At 70.7% G+C, this 22,195-nt stretch carries 19 protein-coding genes and 1 pseudogene; 9 read left to right on the top strand and 11 right to left on the bottom strand.

Annotated features, from left to right (window positions below):
• Window positions 1-40 precede the first annotated feature (40 nt).
• The 4 genes from PSH25_RS31030 to PSH25_RS31015 are packed head-to-tail and all read right to left on the bottom strand — an operon-like array spanning window position 41 to window position 5,453.
• A complete protein-coding gene (locus PSH25_RS31030) occupies window positions 41-2,248 on the bottom strand; it encodes an alpha-galactosidase (RefSeq protein ID WP_238662435.1) in 2,208 nt (735 codons plus the stop codon).
• Window positions 2,245-3,159: a carbohydrate ABC transporter permease gene (locus PSH25_RS31025; protein WP_238662434.1), complete on the bottom strand. Its 915-nt coding sequence runs from the start codon at window positions 3,157-3,159 to the stop codon at window positions 2,245-2,247. Before PSH25_RS31025 ends, PSH25_RS31030 begins: the two co-directional genes overlap by 4 nt.
• Window positions 3,156-4,112: a carbohydrate ABC transporter permease gene (locus tag PSH25_RS31020; RefSeq protein WP_238662433.1), complete on the bottom strand. Its 957-nt coding sequence runs from the start codon at window positions 4,110-4,112 to the stop codon at window positions 3,156-3,158. Before PSH25_RS31020 ends, PSH25_RS31025 begins: the two co-directional genes overlap by 4 nt.
• Window positions 4,113-4,133: 21 nt before the next feature.
• Complete coding sequence (locus tag PSH25_RS31015; RefSeq protein ID WP_238662432.1) at window positions 4,134-5,453, bottom strand: ABC transporter substrate-binding protein; 1,320 nt, start codon at window positions 5,451-5,453, stop codon at window positions 4,134-4,136.
• A gap of 284 nt (window positions 5,454-5,737) precedes the next feature.
• Between PSH25_RS31015 and PSH25_RS31010 the strand changes: the two genes are divergently transcribed.
• The 3 genes from PSH25_RS31010 to PSH25_RS31000 all read left to right on the top strand — a co-directional run bounded on the left by PSH25_RS31010 (window position 5,738) and on the right by PSH25_RS31000 (window position 9,570).
• Window positions 5,738-7,729 (top strand): beta-galactosidase, encoded by a 1,992-nt coding sequence (locus tag PSH25_RS31010; RefSeq protein WP_238662431.1) that lies wholly within the window; start codon window positions 5,738-5,740, stop codon window positions 7,727-7,729.
• 37 nt (window positions 7,730-7,766) lie between these two features.
• Window positions 7,767-8,543 (top strand): DeoR/GlpR family DNA-binding transcription regulator, encoded by a 777-nt coding sequence (locus tag PSH25_RS31005; RefSeq protein ID WP_112675483.1) that lies wholly within the window; start codon window positions 7,767-7,769, stop codon window positions 8,541-8,543.
• A 292-nt stretch (window positions 8,544-8,835) separates the two neighbouring features.
• Window positions 8,836-9,570, top strand: a complete 735-nt coding sequence (locus tag PSH25_RS31000) for a DUF1963 domain-containing protein (RefSeq protein ID WP_238662430.1) — start codon at window positions 8,836-8,838, stop codon at window positions 9,568-9,570.
• A gap of 45 nt (window positions 9,571-9,615) precedes the next feature.
• On the opposite strand, the gene PSH25_RS30995 is transcribed toward PSH25_RS31000, so the two are convergent.
• Together PSH25_RS30995 and PSH25_RS30990 are read right to left on the bottom strand one after the other, a co-directional pair.
• Window positions 9,616-9,825 (bottom strand): hypothetical protein, encoded by a 210-nt coding sequence (locus PSH25_RS30995; protein WP_238662429.1) that lies wholly within the window; start codon window positions 9,823-9,825, stop codon window positions 9,616-9,618.
• Window positions 9,822-9,962, bottom strand: a complete 141-nt coding sequence (locus PSH25_RS30990; RefSeq protein ID WP_238662428.1) for a hypothetical protein — start codon at window positions 9,960-9,962, stop codon at window positions 9,822-9,824. The genes PSH25_RS30995 and PSH25_RS30990 overlap by 4 nt, the downstream gene beginning before the upstream one ends.
• A 46-nt stretch (window positions 9,963-10,008) precedes the next feature.
• On the opposite strand from PSH25_RS30990, the gene PSH25_RS30985 reads away from it, so the two are divergent.
• Both PSH25_RS30985 and PSH25_RS30980 read left to right on the top strand, forming a co-directional pair.
• Window positions 10,009-10,116 (top strand): DUF397 domain-containing protein, encoded by a 108-nt coding sequence (locus PSH25_RS30985; protein ID WP_238662427.1) that lies wholly within the window; start codon window positions 10,009-10,011, stop codon window positions 10,114-10,116.
• Window positions 10,117-10,630: 514 nt separating this feature from the next.
• The gene (locus tag PSH25_RS30980) at window positions 10,631-11,572 is read left to right on the top strand and encodes a sporulation protein (protein WP_238662426.1); all 942 of its coding nucleotides are present in this window, start codon (window positions 10,631-10,633) and stop codon (window positions 11,570-11,572) included.
• Between the two features lie 65 nt (window positions 11,573-11,637).
• On the opposite strand, the gene PSH25_RS30975 is transcribed toward PSH25_RS30980, so the two are convergent.
• Together PSH25_RS30975 and PSH25_RS30970 are read right to left on the bottom strand one after the other, a co-directional pair.
• The gene (locus PSH25_RS30975) at window positions 11,638-12,015 is read right to left on the bottom strand and encodes a hypothetical protein (RefSeq protein ID WP_238662425.1); all 378 of its coding nucleotides are present in this window, start codon (window positions 12,013-12,015) and stop codon (window positions 11,638-11,640) included.
• Between the two features lie 178 nt (window positions 12,016-12,193).
• Window positions 12,194-14,236, bottom strand: coding sequence for a glycerophosphodiester phosphodiesterase family protein (locus PSH25_RS30970; protein ID WP_238662424.1), 2,043 nt, complete (start codon window positions 14,234-14,236; stop codon window positions 12,194-12,196).
• Between the two features lie 191 nt (window positions 14,237-14,427).
• Here PSH25_RS30970 and PSH25_RS30965 point away from each other — a divergent pair, with 191 nt between their 5' ends.
• Window positions 14,428-14,847: a hypothetical protein gene (locus PSH25_RS30965; protein WP_238662423.1), complete on the top strand. Its 420-nt coding sequence runs from the start codon at window positions 14,428-14,430 to the stop codon at window positions 14,845-14,847.
• Window positions 14,848-14,905: 58 nt separating this feature from the next.
• Here PSH25_RS30965 and PSH25_RS30960 read toward each other — a convergent pair whose 3' ends face one another.
• Entirely contained in the window at window positions 14,906-17,200 is a 2,295-nt protein-coding gene (locus PSH25_RS30960) for a HelD family protein (protein ID WP_238662422.1), read from the bottom strand.
• A gap of 147 nt (window positions 17,201-17,347) precedes the next feature.
• Between PSH25_RS30960 and PSH25_RS30955 the strand changes: the two genes are divergently transcribed.
• Window positions 17,348-17,974: an SGNH/GDSL hydrolase family protein gene (locus PSH25_RS30955; RefSeq protein ID WP_238662421.1), complete on the top strand. Its 627-nt coding sequence runs from the start codon at window positions 17,348-17,350 to the stop codon at window positions 17,972-17,974.
• A 70-nt stretch (window positions 17,975-18,044) separates the two neighbouring features.
• Here PSH25_RS30955 and PSH25_RS30950 read toward each other — a convergent pair whose 3' ends face one another.
• On the bottom strand, window positions 18,045-19,169 hold the full coding sequence (locus PSH25_RS30950; protein WP_238662420.1) for a LolA family protein: 1,125 nt from the start codon (window positions 19,167-19,169) through the stop codon (window positions 18,045-18,047).
• 96 nt (window positions 19,170-19,265) lie between these two features.
• Between PSH25_RS30950 and PSH25_RS30945 the strand changes: the two genes are divergently transcribed.
• On the top strand, window positions 19,266-19,922 hold the full coding sequence (locus PSH25_RS30945; RefSeq protein ID WP_238662419.1) for a response regulator transcription factor: 657 nt from the start codon (window positions 19,266-19,268) through the stop codon (window positions 19,920-19,922).
• 44 nt (window positions 19,923-19,966) lie between these two features.
• Window positions 19,967-21,580, top strand: a complete 1,614-nt coding sequence (locus tag PSH25_RS30940) for an ATP-binding protein (RefSeq protein ID WP_308193765.1) — start codon at window positions 19,967-19,969, stop codon at window positions 21,578-21,580.
• 337 nt (window positions 21,581-21,917) lie between these two features.
• On the opposite strand, the pseudogene PSH25_RS30935 reads toward PSH25_RS30940, so the two are convergent.
• Window positions 21,918-22,195, bottom strand: a pseudogene (locus PSH25_RS30935) (tetratricopeptide repeat protein); the annotation flags it as partial.

Raw genomic sequence — 22,195 nt, 5'->3', positions numbered from 1 at the left:
CCGTTCTCGACACCCCGGCCGAAGATTCTTGAGAATCTTGTCAGTCGACGGCGTCGACCTCCAGCACCAGAGTCTGCTCCGGGTGCAGAGCGGGCAACTGCACACCCACCCGGGCCAGCGCGGCCCCGCTGAGGGTGAGGCCAGCGGCCAGCCAGGTGGGCGCGGACAGGTCGATGGTCGCCGGGGCCGGTACGCCCGACACCTGTCGCACCCGGTACCGCCGGCCCGGGTCGAGGCCGGGCAGCCGCACCGCGCCGGGGACCTGCGTGACCGAGGTGGCCAGCCGGGCGACCGCGTACACCGCTCGGGTGTTGTCGTGATCGACCACGCCGTGCGCCCAGACGGCCGGGTCCGGGTGGTCGACCCGGACCACCCGGCCAGCGTGCAGCAGCGGGCGCAGCCGCTTGTGCAGTGCCACCCAGGCGGCCAGTTCGGTCTGCTCGGCAGCGCTGATCGACGCGATGTCCCACTCGATGCCGTGGTGGCCGAAGAGCGCGGTCGCCGCCCGGAAACCCAGGTCGTGTACGCGGTTGGTGGTGTGCGAGCGTTCCGGGCCGATGTGGGTGCCGATCAGCTCCGGTGGCAGCAGCAGCCCGGTCCAGCGCTGGATGCTGAGCCGCTCCAGGGCGTCGTTGCAGTCGCTGGCCCAGACCCGGTCGGTGCGCGCCAGGATGGCCAGGTCCACCCGGGCCCCGCCGGACGAGCAGCTCTCGATCTCCACGCCCGGGTGCCGACCGCGCAACTCGTCGAAGAGGCGGTAGACGGCCAGGGTCTGCCCGTGCACCCCGGGGCGGCCGTGGTGCCCGGCCTCGGTGAGGTCCCGGTTCTGGTCCCACTTGAGGTACCGGATGCCGGGGTGGTCGGTGAGCAGTGTGTCGAGGCGTTCCAGCACGTAGTCGTACGCCTCGGGGCGGCCCAGGTCGAGCACCTGCTGGTGACGCCAGGCCGGCGGCAGCCGCCCCGGCACGGCGAGCACCCAGTCGGGGTGCGCGCGGAACAGGTCCGAGTCGGGGTTGACCATCTCCGGCTCGACCCAGAGGCCGAACTGGAGGCCCTGGCCGGTCACATGGTCGATCAGCGGCTGCAGGCCGTCCGGCCAGACGCCCTCGTCGACGTACCAGTCGCCGAGCCCGGCGGTGTCGTCGCGCCGGCCGCGGAACCAGCCGTCGTCGAGCACGAACCGCTCCACGCCGATCTGCGCGGCCCGGTCGGCGAGCGCCCCCAGGCGGTCCAGGTCGTGGTCGAAGTAGACCGCCTCCCAGACGTTGAGGGTCACCGGGCGGGGGGAACGCGGGTGCCCGGGACGGGCGCGGAGGTGGGTGTGCAGCACGTCGCTGAGCCCGTCCAGACCGGCGTCGGACCAGACGGCGTAGAGCAGGGGAGTCTCGTACGACTCGCCGGGGCCGAGCCGGACCTCCCCGGGGGCCAGCAGTTCGCCGCCACCGAGGGTCGACTCGCCGGTGGGCCGACGCTCGGCGAACGTGACGTGGTCGCCGCTCCACGCGGTGTGCACCGCCCAGACCTCGCCGTGACCGAAGCCGAACCCGGCGGTGCCGGCCACCAGCAGCAGCGTGGCGTCGTGCCCGGTACGGCCGTGTCGGCCCTCGCGGACCCAGGCGCCGTGCTGCCACGGGTGCCGCTGCGGGGACCGTTCCCGACACCAGCGGCCGGTCAGGTCGAGCAGTTCGGTGGCGACCGCCGGCACCGGCAGCGCCGGCGTCAGCTCCCGCAGCTCGTACGCGCTGTCGCCGTCGTTGCGCAGCCGGTGCCGAACGGTCAACAGGCCGTACGGGTCGAGCGTGATCTCGATGGTCAGGGTCAGCCCGGCGGCCGGGTCCGACGCTCGCACGGTCAGCAGCGCCGCGCCGGGCCCGCCGTGCCCACCGTCGGAGGGGAGTACGCCCACCACCTCCCCACCCGCAGCCAGGTGGCCCGGGTCGGGGTCGTTGTCGCGCACGTCCAACCCGTCCAGCCGGAACGCGGTTGCCCAGCCGACCCCGTCGCGGTGCCCGGCCAGGCCGGGCCGTCCGCTCCAGCCGGCGCTCGCCTCCGGCAGCAGGGACAGCACGGTCGGCTGGTCGAAGCTGCTCGGCACCACCGGCGGTACGGTCGCGTCGACGAGGTGGCGCAGGGCGTCGTCGTCGAGGTCGCCGACGTCGCCGCCCCAGTGCACGACCCGGGGCAGCCCCGGGCCGCGCGCGTCGAGCACCAGGCTGGTCCGCGCGCGGCGCAGGTGCAGGATCGTCATCCCTTTGAGGCTCCCAAGGTCAGGCCCCGAACGAAGTGCCGCTGGAGCATAAAGAAGATCACCAGGGTGGGGATCGCGACGAGCACACTGCCCGCCGAGACCAGGTTGTTGTCGGTGAAGAACTCACCGCGCAGGTTGTTGAGCGAGCTGGTCACCGGGAACTTGTCGCCGGTGCGCATGAGGACGGTGGCCCAGAAGAACTCGTTGTAGATCCAGGTCACCTCCAGCGTCGCCAGCGCGGCCAGGGCCGGCCGGCACAGCGGCATGGTGACCTGCCAGTACTGCCGCCAGATGCTCGCCCCGTCGACCATCGCCGCCTCGTACAGGTCACGGGGCAACGCCTTCATGTAGTTGCTGAGCACGAACACGCAGAAACCGCACTGGAAGGCCACGTTGATCAGGATCAGGCCCCAGTAGCTGTCGTAGAGCAGCTCCGAGTCGCTCATGAACTCCGGCAGCGGCACCTCGGTGAACAGCCGGAACAGCGGGATGAGCAGCGCCTGCTGGGGCAGCAGGTTGGCCGCGGTGAAGATCCCCAGCAGGACGAGGTTGAGCTTCCAACTGAACCGGGCGATGACGAACGCCACGCAGGAGGCGAGGAAGAGGGTCAGCAGCACCGCCGGCACGGTGATGTACACCGAGTTGAGGAAGTGCTGCCCGAACTCCGCCGTCCGCCAGGCGGTGACGTAGTTGTCGAAGGTCCAGCCGCCGAACGACACGTAGCCGTTCGCGGCGGTGTAGTCGTACGAGCGCAGCGAGGTCAGCACCGCCCAGGCGATCGGGAAGAGCCAGGCCAGCGAGACGACGACGAGGAAGCCGTGCAGCAGTATCCGTAGCGGGGTCAGTTTGCGGCGGCGCGGTGGCGCGTCGGGCCCGCCCTCGGTACGCCGGGTGATTGTCGCGGTGCTCATTCCCGGTTCTCCCTCATCACGGTCGCCAGGTAGATGGTGATGAAGACCAGTGAGACGACCAGCATGATCGTTGCCAGTGCCGAGCCGAACCCGATCCGGCTCGCCTCGCCCACCACGTTCTGGGTGACCAGCGCGGAGATCAGCTCCAGCCCGTTGCGGCCCTTGTTGACCACCCAGACGAGGTCGAACGCGCGCAGCGACTCGATCACGGTCACCACCAGCACGATGATGTTGATCGGCCGCATGACCGGGAACACGACCCGGAAGAACGCCCGGCTCTCCGAGGCGCCGTCGACCGCCGCCGCCTCACGCAGCGATGGATCGACGCCCTTCAGCCCGGCCAGGTAGAGCAGCATGATGTAGCCGACGTGCCGCCACCCGGAGGCGATCATCACCGCCCAGATGTTGACGTTCGAGTCTCCGTACCAGTCGATGTTGCTGCCGAAGACGGCGTTGATCAGCCCCTGGTCGCGGGAGTAGAGCAGCTGCCAGACGAAGCCGATGAGCGCCAGCGAGAGCACCACCGGCAGGTAGAGCGCGGTCTGGTAGAAGCGGCTGCCGCGCAGCTCCTTGTCCAGCAGCACGGCCAGGAACATGCCGAACGGGGTGGCGACCACGAACAGCGCCGCCAGCCAGAGCAGGTTGTGTTGGACCGCCGGCACGAACGGCGGGTAGATGTTCACCACGTCGCTGTAGTTGCGCGCGCCGACGAACTCGATCTCGTTGAGGGGGCCGATGCCGTCCCAGTTGGTGCCGGAGAGCAGCACGGTGGCCGCCGCCGGCAACCAGACGAATCCGGTGACGAGCAGCAGCGGGACGAGCACCATCAGCGTGATGACCACGCGGTCGGTGCGGGACAGGAGCCGTAGCCGCCGGCGACGACCACCCGTGGAGGTGGTCGCGGCCGGCGGCGGCACGGCGCGATCCGCTTGGATCAGGGGCAGGTCGGACACGATGTCCTCCCCCTTCCGCCGTCAGTCAGTGAAGATCGACTTTTTCTGGTTCTCGATGGACGAGGTGAGACCGTCGATGTCCTTGGGGTTCTTGATGAACTGCTGGATCGCCGGGATCATCACCGTGGAGGCGAAGTCCGGCCGGGTGTCCCGGTCGAGGAACTGGGCGATCTCGGTGGCCGACCCGACCAGTTCGGCGGCCTTCTTCTGCAGGGCGGTGTAGCCGCTGACGTCCGCGCTGGTGTTGGCGACCAGGGTGGCCGGGTCGTTCTTGACCGTGATGTCGCCGGCTTCCTTGCCACCGAAGTACTCCAGCAGCTTGCGCGCGTTGTCCTCGTTCTTGGGCTTGCGCGCCATCATGTAGCCGTCGATCGGGGCGTCAAGCGCCTTGGCGCCGATGGCCGGGTCGATCTCGGGGAAGGTGAAGAAGTCGAGGTCGCTCTGCTCCTCGTTGCTGAACTGCTGACCGACGAAGAGGCCGAGCATGTACATGCCGCTCTTCTTCTGCTGCAACGACTGCGCGGCCTCCTGCCAGGTGCGGCCGAGGCTGTCCGGCTGGTGCAGGGGGAGCAGGCCGGCCCAGGTGTCGAAGACCTTCTTGACCTTGTCGGAGGTCCAGGCCTCCTTGCCGGCCATCAGGTCGACGTGGAACTGGTAGCCGTTGATGCGCAGGTTGAGGATGTCGAAGGTGCCCATCGCCGGCCAGCCGTCCTTGTCGGCGAAGGCGATGGGGGTGAGGCCGTCCCTCTTCATCTGTGCGCCGAGCGCCGTGAGCTGGTCCAGGGTGGTGGGCACCTGGTAGCCGTGCTGCTGCCACACGGACTTGCGGTAGAACATCGCCCACGGGTAGTAGGAGGCCGGTACGAAGTACTGTTTGCCGTCGTCGCCGGTGGATGCCTTCTTGAAGGCGTCGGAGTAGCCGGAGAGCTTGCCCCACACGTCGCTGATGTCACTGGCCAGGCCCTTTTGCGCGAAGAAGCGCATCCGGTAGCCGGCGAACCAGGTGAACACGTCGTCCGGCTTGCCCTGTAGGTAGTTGTTGATGTTCTCCTGGAACGTGTTGTGGTCGACCGTATTGACGGCGACCTGCACCCCGGACGAGGTCTTGAAGCCGTCGGTGACCTTGACGAGGACGTCCTTCGGCTTCGGGTCGGACTGGTTCGAGCCGAGCGACACGTCCTTGCTGGACCCCCCGGAGCCGGAGTCGTCACCGCAGGCGGCGAGCAGTCCGGTGCCGAGCAGCGCGCCCGTGCCGGCCAGCAACGATCGTCGGTTGATGCCGGCGACTGAGGGCGGTACGAGCCGAGCCAGGTACTCGGCTTGGGATTGGGGACGGGACATCTGTGCCTCCTGCGGATGAAGAGGAGCTACGCCCAAGGGCCGTCAGGGGTGGTGAAGGCAGGTCCGGCGCCGTGATCACACATTGAGATCCACCGAGAATCCACATTGGCGAACACGAACGGCCATTGGGGCCTCAAGCTACCCTTCGGTCGGGCGCTGTCAAGAGGGCAGTTCGCCTCTGATAACCCAGTCGTGACACGGCCGTTACCTAGTAAACGTTGGACAGAAGCTCGATGTTGGAACCTGTTGACTTCAGTGCACCAGCGGGTGCACCCTCAGCTGTCATGCGGCGATGGCAGGGTGACAGCATCTATTTCGGCGGCGACTACAACCCCGAGCAGTGGCCCGAGGAAACCTGGTCCGAGGACGTCGACCTGATGCGCCGGGCCGGGGTCAACCTGGTGTCCGTCGGCATCTTCTCCTGGGCGCTGCTGGAGCCCACCCCGGGGCGGTTCGAGTTCGACTGGCTGGACCGGGTGCTGGACCTGCTGCACGACGGCGGCATCCAGGTCGACCTGGCGACCGCAACAGCCAGCCCACCGCCGTGGTTGGCCCGCGCGCACCCGGAGACACTGCCCCGCCGGGCCGACGGCGCGATCCTCTGGCCGGGTGGACGGCAGGCGTACTGCCCCAGCTCACCGGTGTTCCGGGAGCGGTCGCTGGAGCTGGTGCGCGCGGTCGCCGGCCGGTACGCCGAGCATCCCGCCGTGGTCATGTGGCACGTCTCCAACGAGCTGGGTTGCCACAACGTGCACTGCTACTGCGACGTCAGCGCCGAGGCGTTCCGCCGTTGGCTGCGGGAGCGCTACGGCGACCTGTCCGGGCTCAACGACGCCTGGGGTACCGCGTTCTGGAGTCAGCGCTACGGCGACTGGGCCGAGATCAACCCGCCGCGCACGGTGACGGCCTTCGCCAACCCCACGCAGCAGTTGGACTTCCTGCGCTTCTCCTCCGACGAGCTGCGCGCCCAACTGCGCGCCGAACGCGAGGTGTTGAGGACACTGGTCCGTCAGCCGATCACCACCAACTTCATGATCGGCATGGGCGTCAAGCACATGGACTACCAGTCCTGGGCGTCCGACGTGGACCTGGTGTCCAACGACCACTACCTGACCGCCGCCGACCCGCAGGCACACCTCGGGCTGGCGCTCGCCGCCGACCACACCCGGGGCGTCGCCGGCGGTGACCCGTGGTTGCTCATGGAGCACTCCACAAGCGCCGTCAACTGGCAGCCGCGCAACGTGGCCAAGCTGCCCGGGCAGCTACGCCGCAACAGCCTCGCGCACGTCGCCCGCGGCGCCGACGGGGTCCTCTTCTTCCAGTGGCGCGCCTCCCGGGCCGGCGCGGAGAAGTTCCACTCCGCGCTGGTGCCGCACGCCGGGCCGGACACCAAGGTGTTCCGCGAGGTCTGCCAGCTCGGCGCGGACCTCAAGGCGCTGGCCGAGGTCCGCGGCAGCCGCGTGGACGCCGACGTGGCGATCCTGTTCGACTGGGAGGCGTGGTGGGGCGTCGAGTTGGATTCGCACCCCAGCGTCGACGTCACCTACGCCGACCGGCTCAAGGCCCTGTACGGCTCGCTCTGGCGGGCCGGCGTGACCGCCGACATCGTCCACCCGTCGACCGACCTCAGCGGCTACCGGCTGGTCCTGGTGCCGACCCTGTATCTGGTCCGGGACGCCGACGTCGACGCGCTGCACCGATACGTCGAGGCCGGCGGCACAGTGGCCGTCACCTACTTCAGTGGCATCGTGGACGCCAACGACCACATCCGGCTGGGCGGCTACCCGGGCGCGTTCCGGGAGTTGCTCGGCGTCCGGACCGAGGAGTTCTTCCCGCTGCGCGAGGGCGAGCAGGTCCACCTCGACGACGGCGGCACCGCCGACGTGTGGACCGAGTGGCTGCACCCCGACGGCGCCGAGGTGCTCGCGTCGTACACCGATGGGCCCCTGCCGGGCGTGCCGGCGCTGACCCGCAACCAGGTGGGCGACGGCGCCGCCTGGTATGTCGGCACCCGGCTGGACGAGCCGGCCATCGACCGACTGGTGGCCCGCCTGCTCGCCGAGGCCGGCGTCCGCCCGGCGGCGTCGGCGCCGCCGGGGGTGGAGGTGGTCCGCCGCCGCGACGGCGACCGGACCTGGCTGTTCGCGATCAACCACACCGACACCGAGGTACGCCTGCCGGCGCACGGCGTCGAGTTGTTGACCGGCGGGCGCTGTGCCGGTGAGCTGGCACTGCCGGCCGGTGAGGTGGCGGTGGTCCGTGAGGATCGGACCTGATTCTGACGACAGTCACGGCACGAAGGAGTTTCCCCACATGCTCGCCCAGCAGCGGCAGACCGCCATCCTCGATCTGATCCGCCAACGCGGCGGGGTGCGGGTGAGTCACCTGGTCAGTCGGTTCGGCGTGTCCGACATGACGATCCGGCGTGACCTGGAGGTGTTGGCCGAGCGCGGCCTGGTCGACAAGGTGCACGGCGGCGCGACCCTCGCCGGGCCGGGCTCGGCCGAGGAACCCGGCTTCGCCGCCAAGTCGATCCGCCAGCAGGCGGAGAAGCGAGCCATCGCCGAGCGGGCGGCGACGATGGTGGAGCCGGGGATGGCCATCGCGCTCTCCGCCGGCACCACCACCGCCGCGCTGGCCACGCTCCTCTCCGACGTACGCGGGCTGACCGTGGTGACCAACTCGATCCCGGTGGCCGACGCGCTCTACCAGAACCCGCGCGCCGACCAGACCGTCGTGTTGACCGGCGGCATCCGCACCCCGTCGGACGCGTTGACCGGGCCGGTGGCCGAGGCGGCGATCAGCGCGCTCAACGTCGACCTGCTCTTCCTCGGTGTGCACGGCCTCAGCCCACGCACCGGGTTCACCACGCCCAACCTGCTGGAGGCCGGCGTCAACCGCTGCCTCATCGGCGCGGCCCGCCGGCTCGTGGTGCTCGCCGACCACACCAAGTGGGAGACGATCGGCATCGCCACCATCGCCCCGCTGGAGGCCGCCGACGTGCTGATCACCGACCGCGGGCTGCCGACCGAGGCGCGCACCACGATCGGCGAACAGGTAGGCGAGCTGGTGATCGTGGAACCCGACTGACCATGAGCGCGTACGAGTGGGAGGTGGCGGTCCCGGCCTCGGCTCGACAGCCACGCGTACTCGCCGACACCCGGCAGGCATGGACGTTGTCGCCGAGTGCCCTGCCGTGAGGGCTGGTCCCCGCCGGCCTCGTGGCGCTGCTGGCCGCGCTCGCCTGGTTGATCACCGCGACGGTCAAGGCACCGAGGCCGGCGCCGAGCGCGCCGGCCGATTCGAGCGCCACGCCCACCTGACAGCGGCCAGCCACCTGCCTTTCGACCCCCACCTCAGCCTTCAGGCATCATGCCCGGCCATGGATGTACGACAGGAGTTTCGGCGCGCAGCCCGGGAAAAGGGCGTGCCGGTGGAAGAGATCGAGCGCTGGGTGCGGCTAGCCCGACCACAGACGGAGCTGGTTCCGGAGGGCGACGGCCTGCCTGTGGCCGGTCGGTTCGGCGGTCTCGCGGCGTTGCCGGAGGGCGAGGAGTGGCCTCCCGGGCAGTGTCTCGTATTGACGCTCGACCTCGCCGCGATCCCCTCGCACGGGCACGACCTTGACCTGCCGGCCGACGGGTCGCTGCTGTTCTTCGTCGAGCCGGACTTCACGCCCAACGACTGCCGGGTCATTCATGTGCCGGCCGGCACTCCGGTAACCGAGTACCCGAACCCCGGGGTGCCAGTCTTCGGTCCGATTCTGCTGCACGCTCGTGCCGGCTGGAGCCTTCCGCAGCTCGAGCACGAGGTGCCGTTCGACCTTCGCATGGACGACGAGCTCGAGGACGTGATCACTGAGGTGATGTGGGACCTCGAGGACAACAACTACGAGTTTTCTCTCGGCGGTTACGGCGACCGGAGCACCGGCGGCGCGGACTACCCCATCCTCAACGCAAACGAGCACACCGTGCTAGCCACCGTCTGGCTGGACGAGGGGCAGGTGGGTGACGCGTTCGGCGAGACGCTGATTGTGGTCAACTTCATGATCAAGCATGCGGATCTGGCGGAGCGCGCCTTCGACCGGATCTGGCTGATGACTGATTTCAACGGCTGACGCGGTCAGACTCTGCGCGTCCTCCGGACGCTGACACCCTGGTACTCAGACGGTGATGCCAGCGACGTCGACCTGTGGTGTCGGAGCCAGCAACCGGGCGAGAGTACGGGCCATATGCGGCGACCCGGCCAGGTCGGCCACCGGCAGGTGGATCACGTGTCGGGGCGGCGGTTCGGTTGACTCGGTGAACGCCAACACGGCGGCCCGAGGCAGCGGTATGAGGATCCCGCCGGGCGGCTCGTCCGGCGGGATCACGGCCGACGCCTCTCGGACCAGGCGCTCTGCCGGACGCGCAGCGCCCGCTTCATCCGGGCGTTCTCCTCACTGAGCTGCGCCAGGTCGTGGTGCAGCGCGGTCAGGTCGAGCGCGACGCGGTGCAGAAGCCGCCGCACCTCGCCGGGATTGAGGTCCCGTCGTCCGAAGCCGACGGTGGCGAACGTGCGCGACAGCAAGGATCGCGCGGCGGCGGCCCTCGTTTACCCGGTAGAGGGCTGGATGGCCTTCGTCAACGGGGTGAAGGACGGCGATTCGCGCCCTGACGCGTGATCGACTCGGGTTACTGAAAGTCGGGGCGTCACCACGACCAGGACACCCGACTTCCATGAACGCGAGTCGATCATCTCTGCTGGTGCCGTCTTTCGGCACACAACAGTGGGAAGATTGTCCTCGGCTGCGCTCGGCGGCCCGCGCCGCCGTCGACGATCTGACCAGTCGCCGGTCTGGTGGGCTGCGCAGCGGAAGGTCGAACGCCTGATTCGTTTGCGACATCAGCTCCAAAGGCTCGTCCACGGACATCCGTCCCTCGGCTAACGCTGAACGGGAGGCGGACATCGGGCGGCCGAGCTGCTGATCGCGGATGGGAGGCGCTGTTTGACTCGGGTTCACGGAAGTCGGGGGGTCCTGGTCGCCGGGACGCCCCGACTTTCATGAACCGGAGTCGATCAAAGGACGCCGGCCGTCCGGGCGCTTCACAGCCACCTCACAGGGGTGCTGGATAAGGTGCGGTTCGAGTCAACGTCCGACTCCAGCCTGGAGCGGTCGGCGTCGCACAGGAGTTCCGATGGTCTTCAAGAAGATGTTGAGCGCGTTCGGTGTGGGCGGTCCCAGCGTGGACACCGTGCTGACCAACCCCAACACCCGCCCCGGCCTGACCCTCGACGGGCAGGTCAACCTCGTCGGTGGCGACGCTGAGGCAGCCATCGAGCAGGTGGTGATCGGCCTGGTCACCCGGGTCGAGGTCGAAGGACACGACACCGAGTACGCGGGCACGATGGAGTTCCACCGCATGGTGGTCAGCGGTCCGCTCCAACTCGCCCCGAAGCAGCAGCTCTCGGTCCCGTTCCAGTTGCCGGTGCCGTGGGAGACCCCGATCACCGACGTGTACGGCCAGCGCCTGCACGGCATGACGATGGGTCTGCGCACCGAGTTGGCGATCGCCCGCGCGGTCGACAAGAGCGACCTGGACCAGGTGGCGGTGCACCCGCTGCCGGTGCACGAGCGGATCCTGGAGGCGTTCCAGCGGCTCGGCTTCCGGTTCAAGCACGCCGACCTGGAGCGTGGTCACATCCGAGGCGTGCAGCAGACGCTGCCGTTCTACCAGGAGATCGAGTTCTTCGCCTCCCCGCAGTACGCGAGCACCATCCGGGAGGTCGAGCTGACCTTCGTGACCAGCCAGCGCGGTGTGGAGGTCATCCTGGAGTGCGACAAGCGCGGTGGGTTCCTCAGCGCCGGGCACGACGCGTTCGGTCGTTACCAGGTGGCGCACACCGACGCTGACCGGGTGGACTGGGCGCAGGTCGTCGACGGCTGGCTGCGCGAGACCACGTCCCGCTACGGCAGCCTGCGTTCCCAGTACGGCGCGAGCCACGGTCACAGCCGTGGGCACGGCATGGGCGGCATGGTGGCCGGGGCGGCGCTCGGCGTCGCCGGCGGCATGGTCGCCGGCGAGATGATCGAGGACGCGTTCGAGGGCGACTTCGGCGACTTCGGTGGCGACGAGTAGCCGATCCAGACATGACGGTGGCCTCCGGGAGGATCTCCCGGAGGCCACCGTGCACTGTGAACCGGTCAGTGCCGGGCCTTGCGCTCCTCGGCGCTGCGCCAGTTGCTGCCGGCCTTCGCGAGGCCACGGCTACCGAGGTAGCCAAGCGTCAGCAGGGTGACCAGGAACCAGGCGTTGTCGGCCCGGAAGATGTCCACCCCAGTGGTGTTCCGACCAACGACCTGCGACGCGCCCAGTACGGCGGCCACCGCGATCAGGTAGATCCAGAACTCGGTGGTCTTGAACGCCTGCTTGGTCTCCGTACCGGGTGCCTGCATGTCGTTGCGGCGCCCGTCATGCATGACCGGAATCTGCTGGGTCTGCATGTCCCGCATCGACGCGGGATTCTGCGGGTCGTTCACGGGCCGGTTCATCGGCCGGGTGGAAGCAGCCTGCGTGCTCATCTGGTCCTCCTCAGGATGCGATGAGTCGTACCTGCATTTCCCCGCCCCGCTACCGCGTGTCGGCCACGGCGCGGTTCGCTTTCACGGCGGGGACAACCCCCGACTACCCGAGGCCGGGGACCAGGTAACACCGATCGCCGGCCGGAAAAGTCCGGCCGGCGATCGAATGGTCGACGGGTCAGCGCAGGCCGTTGCGGATCGCCACGCTCACCAGAAGGTCCGGGTCGTCGGTGATGATGCCGTCGACGCCGAGGTCGATCACCCGCTGCATCACCGTCGCGTCATCGACGGTGTACGGGATCACCTTCAGGTCGTACCGCGTCTGCAGGGTCCGAACGTCCGGTCCGTGGAAGTACGCCGGGTTCTCCCGCAGGTACCAGTCAGCCGAGGCGACAGTGCCCTGCTTCGGGTCGTGCACCTGCCAGTTGGCGGACACCGTGCCAGCGCCCGCGGCCCGGGTCAGCTTGCCGAGGTCCTGGTACTTCCACCAGTCCAGTCCACCGGTCCACGGGCTCTTCACCGACGGGTCGCCGTAGACCGCCTCCAGGGAGCACTCGTCGGCGAGGGTCGCGCACTCGGCCGGGCCGTACTGCCAGACCAGGCCGACCGTGGCGATTCGCCGGTCGAGCTGCCGGGCGTACGTGATGGTGCGCCAGTCGAACGACTGGATGGTGGCCCGGCTGGTGAAGCCGGCCCGCTGGATCGCGTCGACGAGCTTGCGGGTGAAGCTGCGGTACGGCTCGGTGTCGTTCACCACCGGGCTGATCTTCGTCTCGATGTTCATTCCGATGTCGGTGCGGCCACTCGCCTTCACCAGGGCGAATACCTCGTCCAGGGTCGGGATCCGGGCACCGGGCGCGGGCACCTGGGCGGGCAGCTCGGGCAGCGTCTTCGTGCCGCAGTCCACGGTCTTGAGCTGCGCAAGGGTCAACTCGTGCACCGGCTTTCCCACGTACGGGAACATCCGGTCTCCCGGGCGCACGGGGGCGGTGTCGACGCAGTGCGACCCGTTGACGGTGCGATCGTGCAGCACCACCAGCTTGCCGTCGGCGGTGACGTTGGTGTCCAGCTCCAGGGTGGAGATGGCCCGGTTGGACAGCGCGTTCGAGAAGGCCGGCAGCGTGTTCTCCGGCCGGGTGGTGCGGCCGCCACGGTGCGCCTGGATGTCGAACGGCGCGGTGTACGCCTTCGGCAACCGGTAACCGCGTTGCGCCAGCAGGCCGCGCAGCCGGTCCGGGTAGTCGGTGATGATCCCGTCCACCCCGTCGTCGATGAGCTTGGTCATGGTCGGCACGTCGTCGACCGTCCACGGGATCACCTTGATCCCGTAGCGGTGCGCCTGGGCGACCATCTCCTTCGTGACGTACGGCTTGTAGCCCGGGTCGGTGACCGTGCCGTTCTGCGGGGACCCGTGCACCGGCGAGAAGGCGCTGGCGCCGAAGCTGCGGATCGCCTTGATCGGGTCGCCACCGAAGTCGTCGACGTCCAGCCCGCCCAGCCACGGCGAGGCACCCGGCTGCCCGGTCTGCAGGAAGTCGTAGTTGGTCAGGGCGACCAGCGGCAGCTTCGGCTCGACCTGACGCATGCGCATCAGCGCGCCCCAGTCGAAGCTCTGGATGGTGACCTGCTTGAGCAGCCCGGCAGCGCGGATCTCGGCGGCGGTGACCCGGACGAACTGCTCGCGGGGGGCGGTCTCGGTCGGCGCGCCCGCCTCGACCTTGGTCTCGACGTTGAGCGTCACGTCCTTCGCCTGGTAGCGGTTGACAAGCGCGAAGACCTCACGCAGCAACGGCATCCGGGCACCCGGGACGGCGAGCTGGCCGGGCTTGTCCGACAGCGTCTTCGATCCGCAGTCGAGGGTGCGCACCTGGGCCAGGCTGAGCGTGTTGATGTACTTCCCGACGTACGGGAACTCCGGGTCGCCGGGCGTCACCGGGGTGGTGTCGACGCACTTGGTGCCGGTGACCTTGCGGTCGTGGGTGACGACGGCCTGGCCGTCCTCGGTGATCTGCACGTCCAGTTCGAGGGTGGTCACCCCGAGCTGGAGGGCGTTGCCGAAGGAGGCGAGGGTGTTCTCCACCCGCAGCCCGAGGCCACCACGGTGGGCCTGCACGTCGAATGTCCGGTCCGGTCGCGGCTTCGCCTGGGCGGGCACCGCGAGCCCGGTCGTCACCGTCGCGGCCACCAGGGCCGCGACGGCGGTACGGCGTACTGTGCGCACGCTGTCATCCCCTCCTGCCGGCGGGCATCTCCCACCGGTCGCCGGACAGCATGGACATCTCGGGCTGCGGGCAGGCGGCCAGTGGGCGGCGCGACGGTGAACCCCGGTGGACGACCTCCCGGTCACGCCGGGTTTGGTCGGCCGGTGGCCGGGCACGCAGTCAGTTCCACAGTTTCTGCGAGGTGATGGACGTGCGTGAGGACGACATGCGGCAGGACGCCGCCCGCGAGGCCGAGGATCGGATCGCCGGCGGCGTGTACGGCAAGGGCGCCCTCGACGAGGTGACGGTGCCCCGCACCGATGTACAGAGCCAGATCCAGCGCGATGACCCGCTCGATCCGGCGCACGAAAGGATCGACCCACAGGTGCTGCGCGACGGCGGCCCCGTCGGCGGGCAGGGCGCGGTGACCACCACCGGCGGCACCGCCGGGCCGGCGAGCGTACGCCGGGTGGCCCGACAGCCGGAGCGACACCCGGGCAAGGTGGCGCCGACCACGACCGGCGATGCCACCACCGGCGGCCTCAGCACCCCGATGGGCGGTGGCACCAGCGACCAGTCCACCTCCGCCACCGGCCCAGCGAAGTCCATCAGGGACAAATCCAACGACTAACCAACCCACCCGCCGCCCCCGCCGAGCGACAACTCGGTGGGGGCCGCGGGTTTCGTGGTCAGCTCGCGGGGCGGAGGACTCCTAGGCGTTGGGTGGCGCGGGTCAGGGCCACGTACAGATCGCTGCGCCCGCGGGGGGACTCGGCCACCATCCGGTCCGGGTCGACCACCAGCACCGAGTCGAACTCCAACCCCTTGGCCTGCGCGACGGTCAGCACCACCACCCGGCTCTCCAGCTCCGGATGCTCGCCGACGGCGGCCTCCGGCAGCGCGGCGGTCACGGCCGCGCCCAACTCACCCACCCGGCCGGCCGGCACGAGCACCCCGAGCCGGCCCTCGGTGAGCCCGGCCGCCTCCCGGGTGGCCTCGGCGACCAGCTCCGCCGCCAACCGCCCGTCGGGCACCGTCCGGTCCCACGGGGGTACGCCGCTCTCGCGCACCGAGCGCGGCGGCCGCAGCGCAGGGTCGATCTCGGCCAGGACGTCGGCGGCGACCGCCATGATCTCGGCGGGGGTGCGGTAGCTGACTGTCAGCTCGGTGAGCCGCCACCGCTGCTCGACGTACGGGGAGAGGGCGTCCGCCCAGGAGGGCGTGCCGCTGAGCGCGCCGGTCTGCGCCACATCTCCGACGATCGTCATCGACCGGCTCGGGCATCGGCGCATCAGCAGCCGCCAGGCCATCGGCGACAGCTCCTGCGCCTCGTCCACGATGACGTGGCCGAACGCCCAGGTGCGGTCGGCGGCGGCCCGCTGGGCGGTGGTCAGCCGGTCGGCCTCCTCCTGCCGCTCCAGCAGCCGGTCCGCGTCGATCAGGTCGGTGACGCCGAGGATCTCACCGCCCTCGGCCTCGTCCTCGACGTCGATCGAGCGGGAACCCCGGGCGATCTCCAGCACGCCCTCGGCGTACTCCCGTTCCATCATCCGGATCCGGTCGCGCCGGGCGGCGGCGGCGCGTTCGTCCTCGCCGAGCAGTTCGGCGGCCTCGTCCAGCAGCGGTACGTCGGCCGGCGTCCAGCCACCCCGCTCGCGCCGCAGCAACGCTCGCTCGTCCTCGCTGAGCATCGGCGCGGCGGCGGCGATCCGGTCCGGGTCGGCGTACAGGTCGGCGAGCAGCCGCTGCGGGGTGAGCACCGGCCACAACTGGTCGAGGGCGGCCTGGATCCCCGACTCCTCGCGCAACTCCCGTCGGATCTCGGCCCGGTCCGCCTCGTCGAGGAGGTTGTCCCCGCCGAGCGGGTCGGCGCCGATCCGTTCGGCCACCTGCTCGGCGAGCGCGTGCACGATCTCCACGTCGAACAGCGCCCGGGCCAGGTTGTGCGGTCGGTCGACGCGGCGGACCCGGTCCCGGGCGGCGCGCACGACCTCCGGGTCGAGGGTCAGCGTCTCCCGCTCGACCTCGATCTCCAGCGGCTCGTCCGGCACCCACTGCCGGTCCCGGACGGCCAGCGCCAACACCTCGGCCAACACCGCCCGGCCCTTCAGCGCCGCGGTCTCGGCCGGCTCGGTCCGTTGGGCGCTCACCCCGGGAAAAAGATCACCCTGGGTACGCAGCAGCACTCCGGTCTCGGCCAGCGTCGGCAGCACCTGGGAGATGTAGCGCAGGAAGGTCGCGTTCGGGCCGACCAGCAGCACGCCACGGCTGGAGAGTTCGCGGCGGTGCGTGTAGAGCAGGTACGCCGCCCGGTGCAGCGCGACCGCGGTCTTGCCGGTGCCCGGGCCGCCCTGGACCACCATCACGCCCGGAAGCTCCGCGCGGATGATCTCGTCCTGTTCGGCCTGGATGGTCTCGACGATGTCGCGCATCCGGCCGGTACGGCCCGCGTTGAGCGCGGCGAGCAGTGACGCCTCGCCGGTCAGCTCCTCGTGGGCGCCGGGGGAGGCGGTGTCGATGTCGAGCACCTCGTCGTTGAGCCCGGTCACCTTGCGCTGCCGGGTGCGCAGGTGCCGGCGCCGGCGTACGCCCTGCGGGTTGGCGGCGGTGGCGAGGTAGAACGGGCGGGCGGCGGGGGCCCGCCAGTCCATCAGCAGCGGGTCGTAGTCACCGGTGGTGTCGAAGATGCCGATCCGGCCGATGTAGCGGCGGGAGTCGTCGTCGCCGTCGAGACGGCCGAAGCAGAGCCCGTTCTCCACGGCGGAGAACTGTTCGACCTGATCGGCGTACATCGCTACCGAGCTGTCGCGCTGCGAGCGGTCCTGCAGGGTGCCGCCGGTGTTGTGCAGCTCGGCGGTGAGCCGGTGTGCGGCCTGCTCACGCAGCTCGTCCAGCCGGTTGTAGAGCATCGAGACGTACTCCTGCTCGCGACCGATCTCGTCGTCGAGCGGCAATTCGCCGGAACCGCCGGAGTGCCTTGACAAGCCGTCTCCCTAAAGATTAGAATCCTTTGCAGGAACGGCTTTTAGCCGTTCTTTTTTGTGCCCTTCGAACTGTTGAAGATAGCGCGTTCCGCCGGTTGTCACCAAGCCGGGCGGGCCGGCGCGCCGGTGATCGCGAGGTGGCGGCGGATGATCCTGCGGACCGGCCAACGGGTGGTCTTCATCGGGGACAGCATCACCGATTGTGGTCGACGCGACGTCGCCGCGCCCTACGGCAACGGATATGTGAGCCTCGTGCGCGCCCTGGTCGACGCTCGGCACCCCGAGTTGGAGCTGGAGTGGGTCAACCGGGGTGTGGGCGGCGACACGGTACGGGACCTCGCCGCCCGCTGGGACGACGACGCCATCGCCGAGCGCCCCGACTGGCTCGCGGTGCTGATCGGCATCAACGACATCTGGCGGCACTACGGCGACCGACCGGATGAGGCCGTCGGCATCGAGGAGTACGAGCGCACCCTGCGCGACCTGCTCCGGCGGGCGGTCGCCGCCACCGGCTGCCGACTGATCCTCGGTGACCCGTTCTTCATCGAGGCCGACCGGAGCGTCCCGCAACGCGCCGACACCGACCGGTACGCGGCCGTCGTGGCGAAGCTGGCCGCCGAGTTCGACGCGGTGCACGTGGCCAACCAGGCGGCGTTCGACCGGGTGCTGGCGGTGAGTCCGGCGACGCGCTGGGCCGACGACCGCGTTCACCCGCACCTACCTGGCCACGCGGTCCTCGCCGACGCGTACCTCAGCGCCCTCGGCGTCTCCTGACCCCGGGCTTCGACCCACAGCGAAGCGCCGGGCCGACCGTCAGGTCGACCCGGCGCGAACACCGCGGAGATCAGCCGCGCGCGGCCTGGTAGAGCCGCTCCGGCGTCACCGCTCCGGCGAGCACCCGGCCGTCGTCGGTGAGCAGCACGCTGAACAGCTTGCTGGTGAGCAGCCGCCCGCTGCCCCAGTCACCACTGACCGCCGACAGCCCGCCGAGCAGCTTCGACATGTCCATGCCCTCAGCGGCGCCGGCCGCAGGGGCGGCCGGCTTCGCGGGCTTCCCGCCGAGCCCACCGTCCAGGCGGCCGACCAGCACCGTCGTCCAGCCGGAACCCACCGCGCGTACCTGCGGGTCACCCGCCGGTCCGGCGTGGCCGGGCTTACCGGCCGCCGGCCGCTCGGCCTTCTCCTCGCTGACCGTCACGCCGGGCGGCGGGTTGAAGGTGAACTGGTCGGCGTCGGGGCGGCGGTAGTCGACCTGGGTGAAGGCCACCTCGAACGCCGGCCGGTCGCTGCCCTTCGCGAGCACCTCGAAGCGCAGCGGCACGTGCTGCTTGGCGTCGATGGCGATCCGCAGTTGGTGCACCAGCGAGTCGCGGTCGCGCGGCTGGAGCACCAACTCGTACGCGTCCTGGCCGGCGACGGTCGCCGACCGGCCGACGCTCACCTCGGTGCTCGGGTCGATCGCGCCCAACGCCAGGTCGGCGGCCTGCTGCGGGGTGGCCGGGAGGCTCGCTGCCGGTTCGGGGGCGGGCTTCCAGGCCCCGGCGTCGCCGCCCAGCGTGCGGTGGGTGGCGTTGTTGGTGCGGCTCTGCCACGTCCACAGGTCCCGGCCGTTGCGGATAATGTCCTGCTCGCCCAGGGTGTCCACCAGCGCGACCCGCTGCTGGTCCGGGCCCGAATACCAGACCCGCAGGGTGTGGGTGCCGGTCAGCAGGGTGGTCAGCTCGTTGCCGGGTACCAGCCCGACGAGGGGCGGCAGACCGAGATCGGCGCGTTGCACCACGGTCCCGGACAACCCCTCCAGCCGGGACGTCTGCAGGTCGACCAGGAGCTGAGCGGCGGTTCGGGGCGGCAGGCTCGGCTCGGCCTCGGCGGCGAACGTGCCGACCGCCGCACCCCCGCCGATGACGGCGACGGCCGCGGTGGCCGGGACCAGCCAACGAAGGACGGGACGGCTTCTCAGAACGGACATGGTGGCACCTCCTGCGTGCCATCCTGCCCCCTCGGTGCTGTGAACGCGCTGAGGACACCAAACCGCGCCGATTGACCCGGGTGGCACCCTTGAGCTGTGCGGGTGCTGGTGGTGGAGGACGAGACCCGGTTGGCGGCTGCCCTGCAACGCGGCCTCCAGGCGGAGGGGTTCGCGGTCGACGTGGCGGCAACCGGCCCGGCCGGCCTGGACGCGGCCCGGCACGGCGGGTACGACGCCATGATCCTCGACGTGATGCTGCCCGGGCTCTCCGGGTACGAGCTGGTCCGGCGGCTGCGTGCGGAGCAGCACTGGTTGCCGGTGCTGATGCTCTCCGCCAAGGACGGCGAGTACGACCAGGCCGACGGCCTCGACTGCGGCGCCGACGACTACCTGACCAAACCCTTCTCGTACGTCGTGCTGCTGGCCCGGTTGCGGGCATTGCTGCGTCGGGGCGCGCCGGAGCGCCCGACCGTGCTGGCGGTCGGTGACCTGCGGCTGGACCCGGCCCGCCGACGGGTGACCCGGGCGGACGCCGAGGTGGCGTTGACCGCGCGGGAGTTCGCGCTGCTGGACTACCTGATGCGTCGGCCGGGCCAGGTCATCTCCAAGATCGAGTTGTTGGACCACGTCTGGGACGCGAGCCTGGAGACCGCGCCGAACGCCGTCGAGGTGTACGTCGGCTACCTGCGCCGCAAGCTCGGCCGGGACCGACTGGAGACGGTCCGGGGCGCCGGCTACCGGCTGGCGACGTGATCGCCGACGGCCCAGCACCCACCCGTCGGGCCTGGCCCGGCCGGATGCCGGTCCTCGGGCTGCGCGGGCGGCTCATGGCGATCGGCGTGGTCGGTCTCACCATCGGGCTGGCCCTGGGCGGGGTGGTGCTGCTCGGCGCGCTCGGCTTCGTGCTCCAGCGCACGGTCGACACCGAGGCGTTCCGCACCGCCGACGCGGTCGCCCTGCTCGCCGCCGAGGACGCGCTGCCCGACCCGCTGCCGGTGGCCGGCGGGCAGGTCCGCGTGCAGGTCATCGACGGGCAGGGGCGGATCCGGGCGGCCTCGATCGACGCCGACCGCCTGGTGCCGATGGTCCGCCCGGAGCGACTGAACGGCGACGGCCGGCAGCGGTTGGAGGTGCCGGCCGAGCGGGTCGGGCTCGTCGGCCCGGTCCGGGTGGTCGCCGTACCCGCCGGCACCGCGGCCGACCCGCTCACCGTGCTGGTCGCCCGCTCGATGGCCGACGTGCGGCACAGCACCCACGTGGTCCGGACCATCCTGCTGGTGGCGTTCCCGCTGCTGGTGGCCGTGCTGGCCGGGGTGGCGTGGCGGGTGGTGGGCGCGACCCTGCGGCCGGTCGAGGCGTTACGTCGAGGCGCCGAGGAGATCACCGGAAGGGCCGGCACCGGCCGGCTGCCGGTGCCGGCGTCGGCCGACGAGATCCACCGCCTGGCGGTCACCCTCAACGGAATGCTGGACCGGCTGGAATCCGCCCGCGTCCGGCAGCGGGCCTTCGTCTCCGACGCCGCACACGAGCTGCGCAGCCCGTTGACCAACATCCGGACGGAGTTGGAGGTGGCCCAGCGCCTCGCCGACCGGACGGACTGGACGGCGGTGACCGTCAACCTGCTCGCCGACACCGACCGGCTGAGCCGCCTGGTCGACGATCTCCTGCTGCTGGCCCGACTGGACGAGGCGCCGCTGGCCCGGGGGACCGGCCCGGTGGAACTGGGGGCGTTGCTGACCGAGGTCGCCGCCCGCTACCCGTCGCCGCCGGTGCGGGTGACGTTGCCGGCGGGCCCGCTCTGGACGATCGGCACCGTCGAGGAGCTGCGTCGCGTGCTGGCCAACCTCGTCGACAACGCGGTACGCCACGCGCACGGCAGTGTCGTACTCGCCGCCGAGGCGACGCCGACAACGACGGCGGGGCCGACGCCGACAACGACGGCGGGGCCGACGTCGACAACGGCGGTGGGGCCGACGTCGACAACGGCGGTGGGGCCGACGTCGACAACGGCGGTGGGGCCGACGGCGGTTGCGACGGCGGGGGCAACGTTGGGGCCGACGGCGGTGGCGACGGTGGGGCCGGCGGTCGGGCCCGGCGTCGGGGCGTACCACCTGGTGACGGTGACCGACGACGGCCCGGGCATCCCGGCGGCGGACCGGGAACGGGTCTTCGACCGGTTCACCCGGCTGGATGACGGACGGGCCCGCGACGACGGGGGCGCCGGCCTGGGGCTGGCCATCGTCCGGGAGTTGGTGCGGCGTGCGGGCGGCAGCATCACCCTGACCGGTGCGCCGGAGCAGCGAGGGCTACGGGTGTGCCTGCTGCTGCCGGCGCTGCCGGCATTGCCCGCCGAGGACGGCCACAGGCTGACGGTCCGTGACGGCGACCTGCCCCCAACCGCCCACCGATGACCCTTTGCTCTGCACCCGCAGAGGCGACAGCTACGCGACGTGATGCTCGCCGGCGCGTGTCGAAGCGGCGGCCCGCGACGTTTCAGCTGGTCATCAGAGGTGGTGCCTATAGGTAAGCAGAGCAAAGGCTGAACGCATGTCGGGTTGGGTGCGTCGGGCGTGACAGCGGGTTACGTCGGGGCACGGCGAGTTCGTCAACGGGTAAGCCCACGCTGAGTGAGGTCGGCGGCGCGTGGCTGGCGGGTCCTGGCTAGCGGTGCGTGGCTGGCGGTGCCTCGCTGACCGGCGTGGCTGACCGGCGTGGCTGACCGGCGTGGCTGGTGGGCGCGGCGGCGGGTCAGCGGCGGTGGGTGCAGACCTGCTTGGACCGGGCCACGGTGTCGGTGGACCAGGCGACGGCGACCGTGAAGCAGAAGTCGTTGGTGCGGTTGAGCGCGTAGATGACGAAGCTGGTGGTGCCAGCCGGCAACGTCGCGAAGATGTTGTGGGCCTGGCCGGTGCGGCCGCCCGCGATGACCACCGGGCCCTCGCTGCCGGCCGGATAGGTCCAGTTCAGCGCGATGCTGTCCCGGGTGTCGCGCAGGGTCACCGCGCTGGGTGGGGTGCCGGGCGGCG

This window comes from Micromonospora foliorum (assembly GCF_022229015.1).
Classification (GTDB): Bacteria; Actinomycetota; Actinomycetes; order Mycobacteriales; family Micromonosporaceae; genus Micromonospora; species Micromonospora foliorum.
The sequence above is the reverse complement of the archived record's forward strand: the minus strand, read 5'-3'. Positions and strand labels throughout refer to the sequence as shown.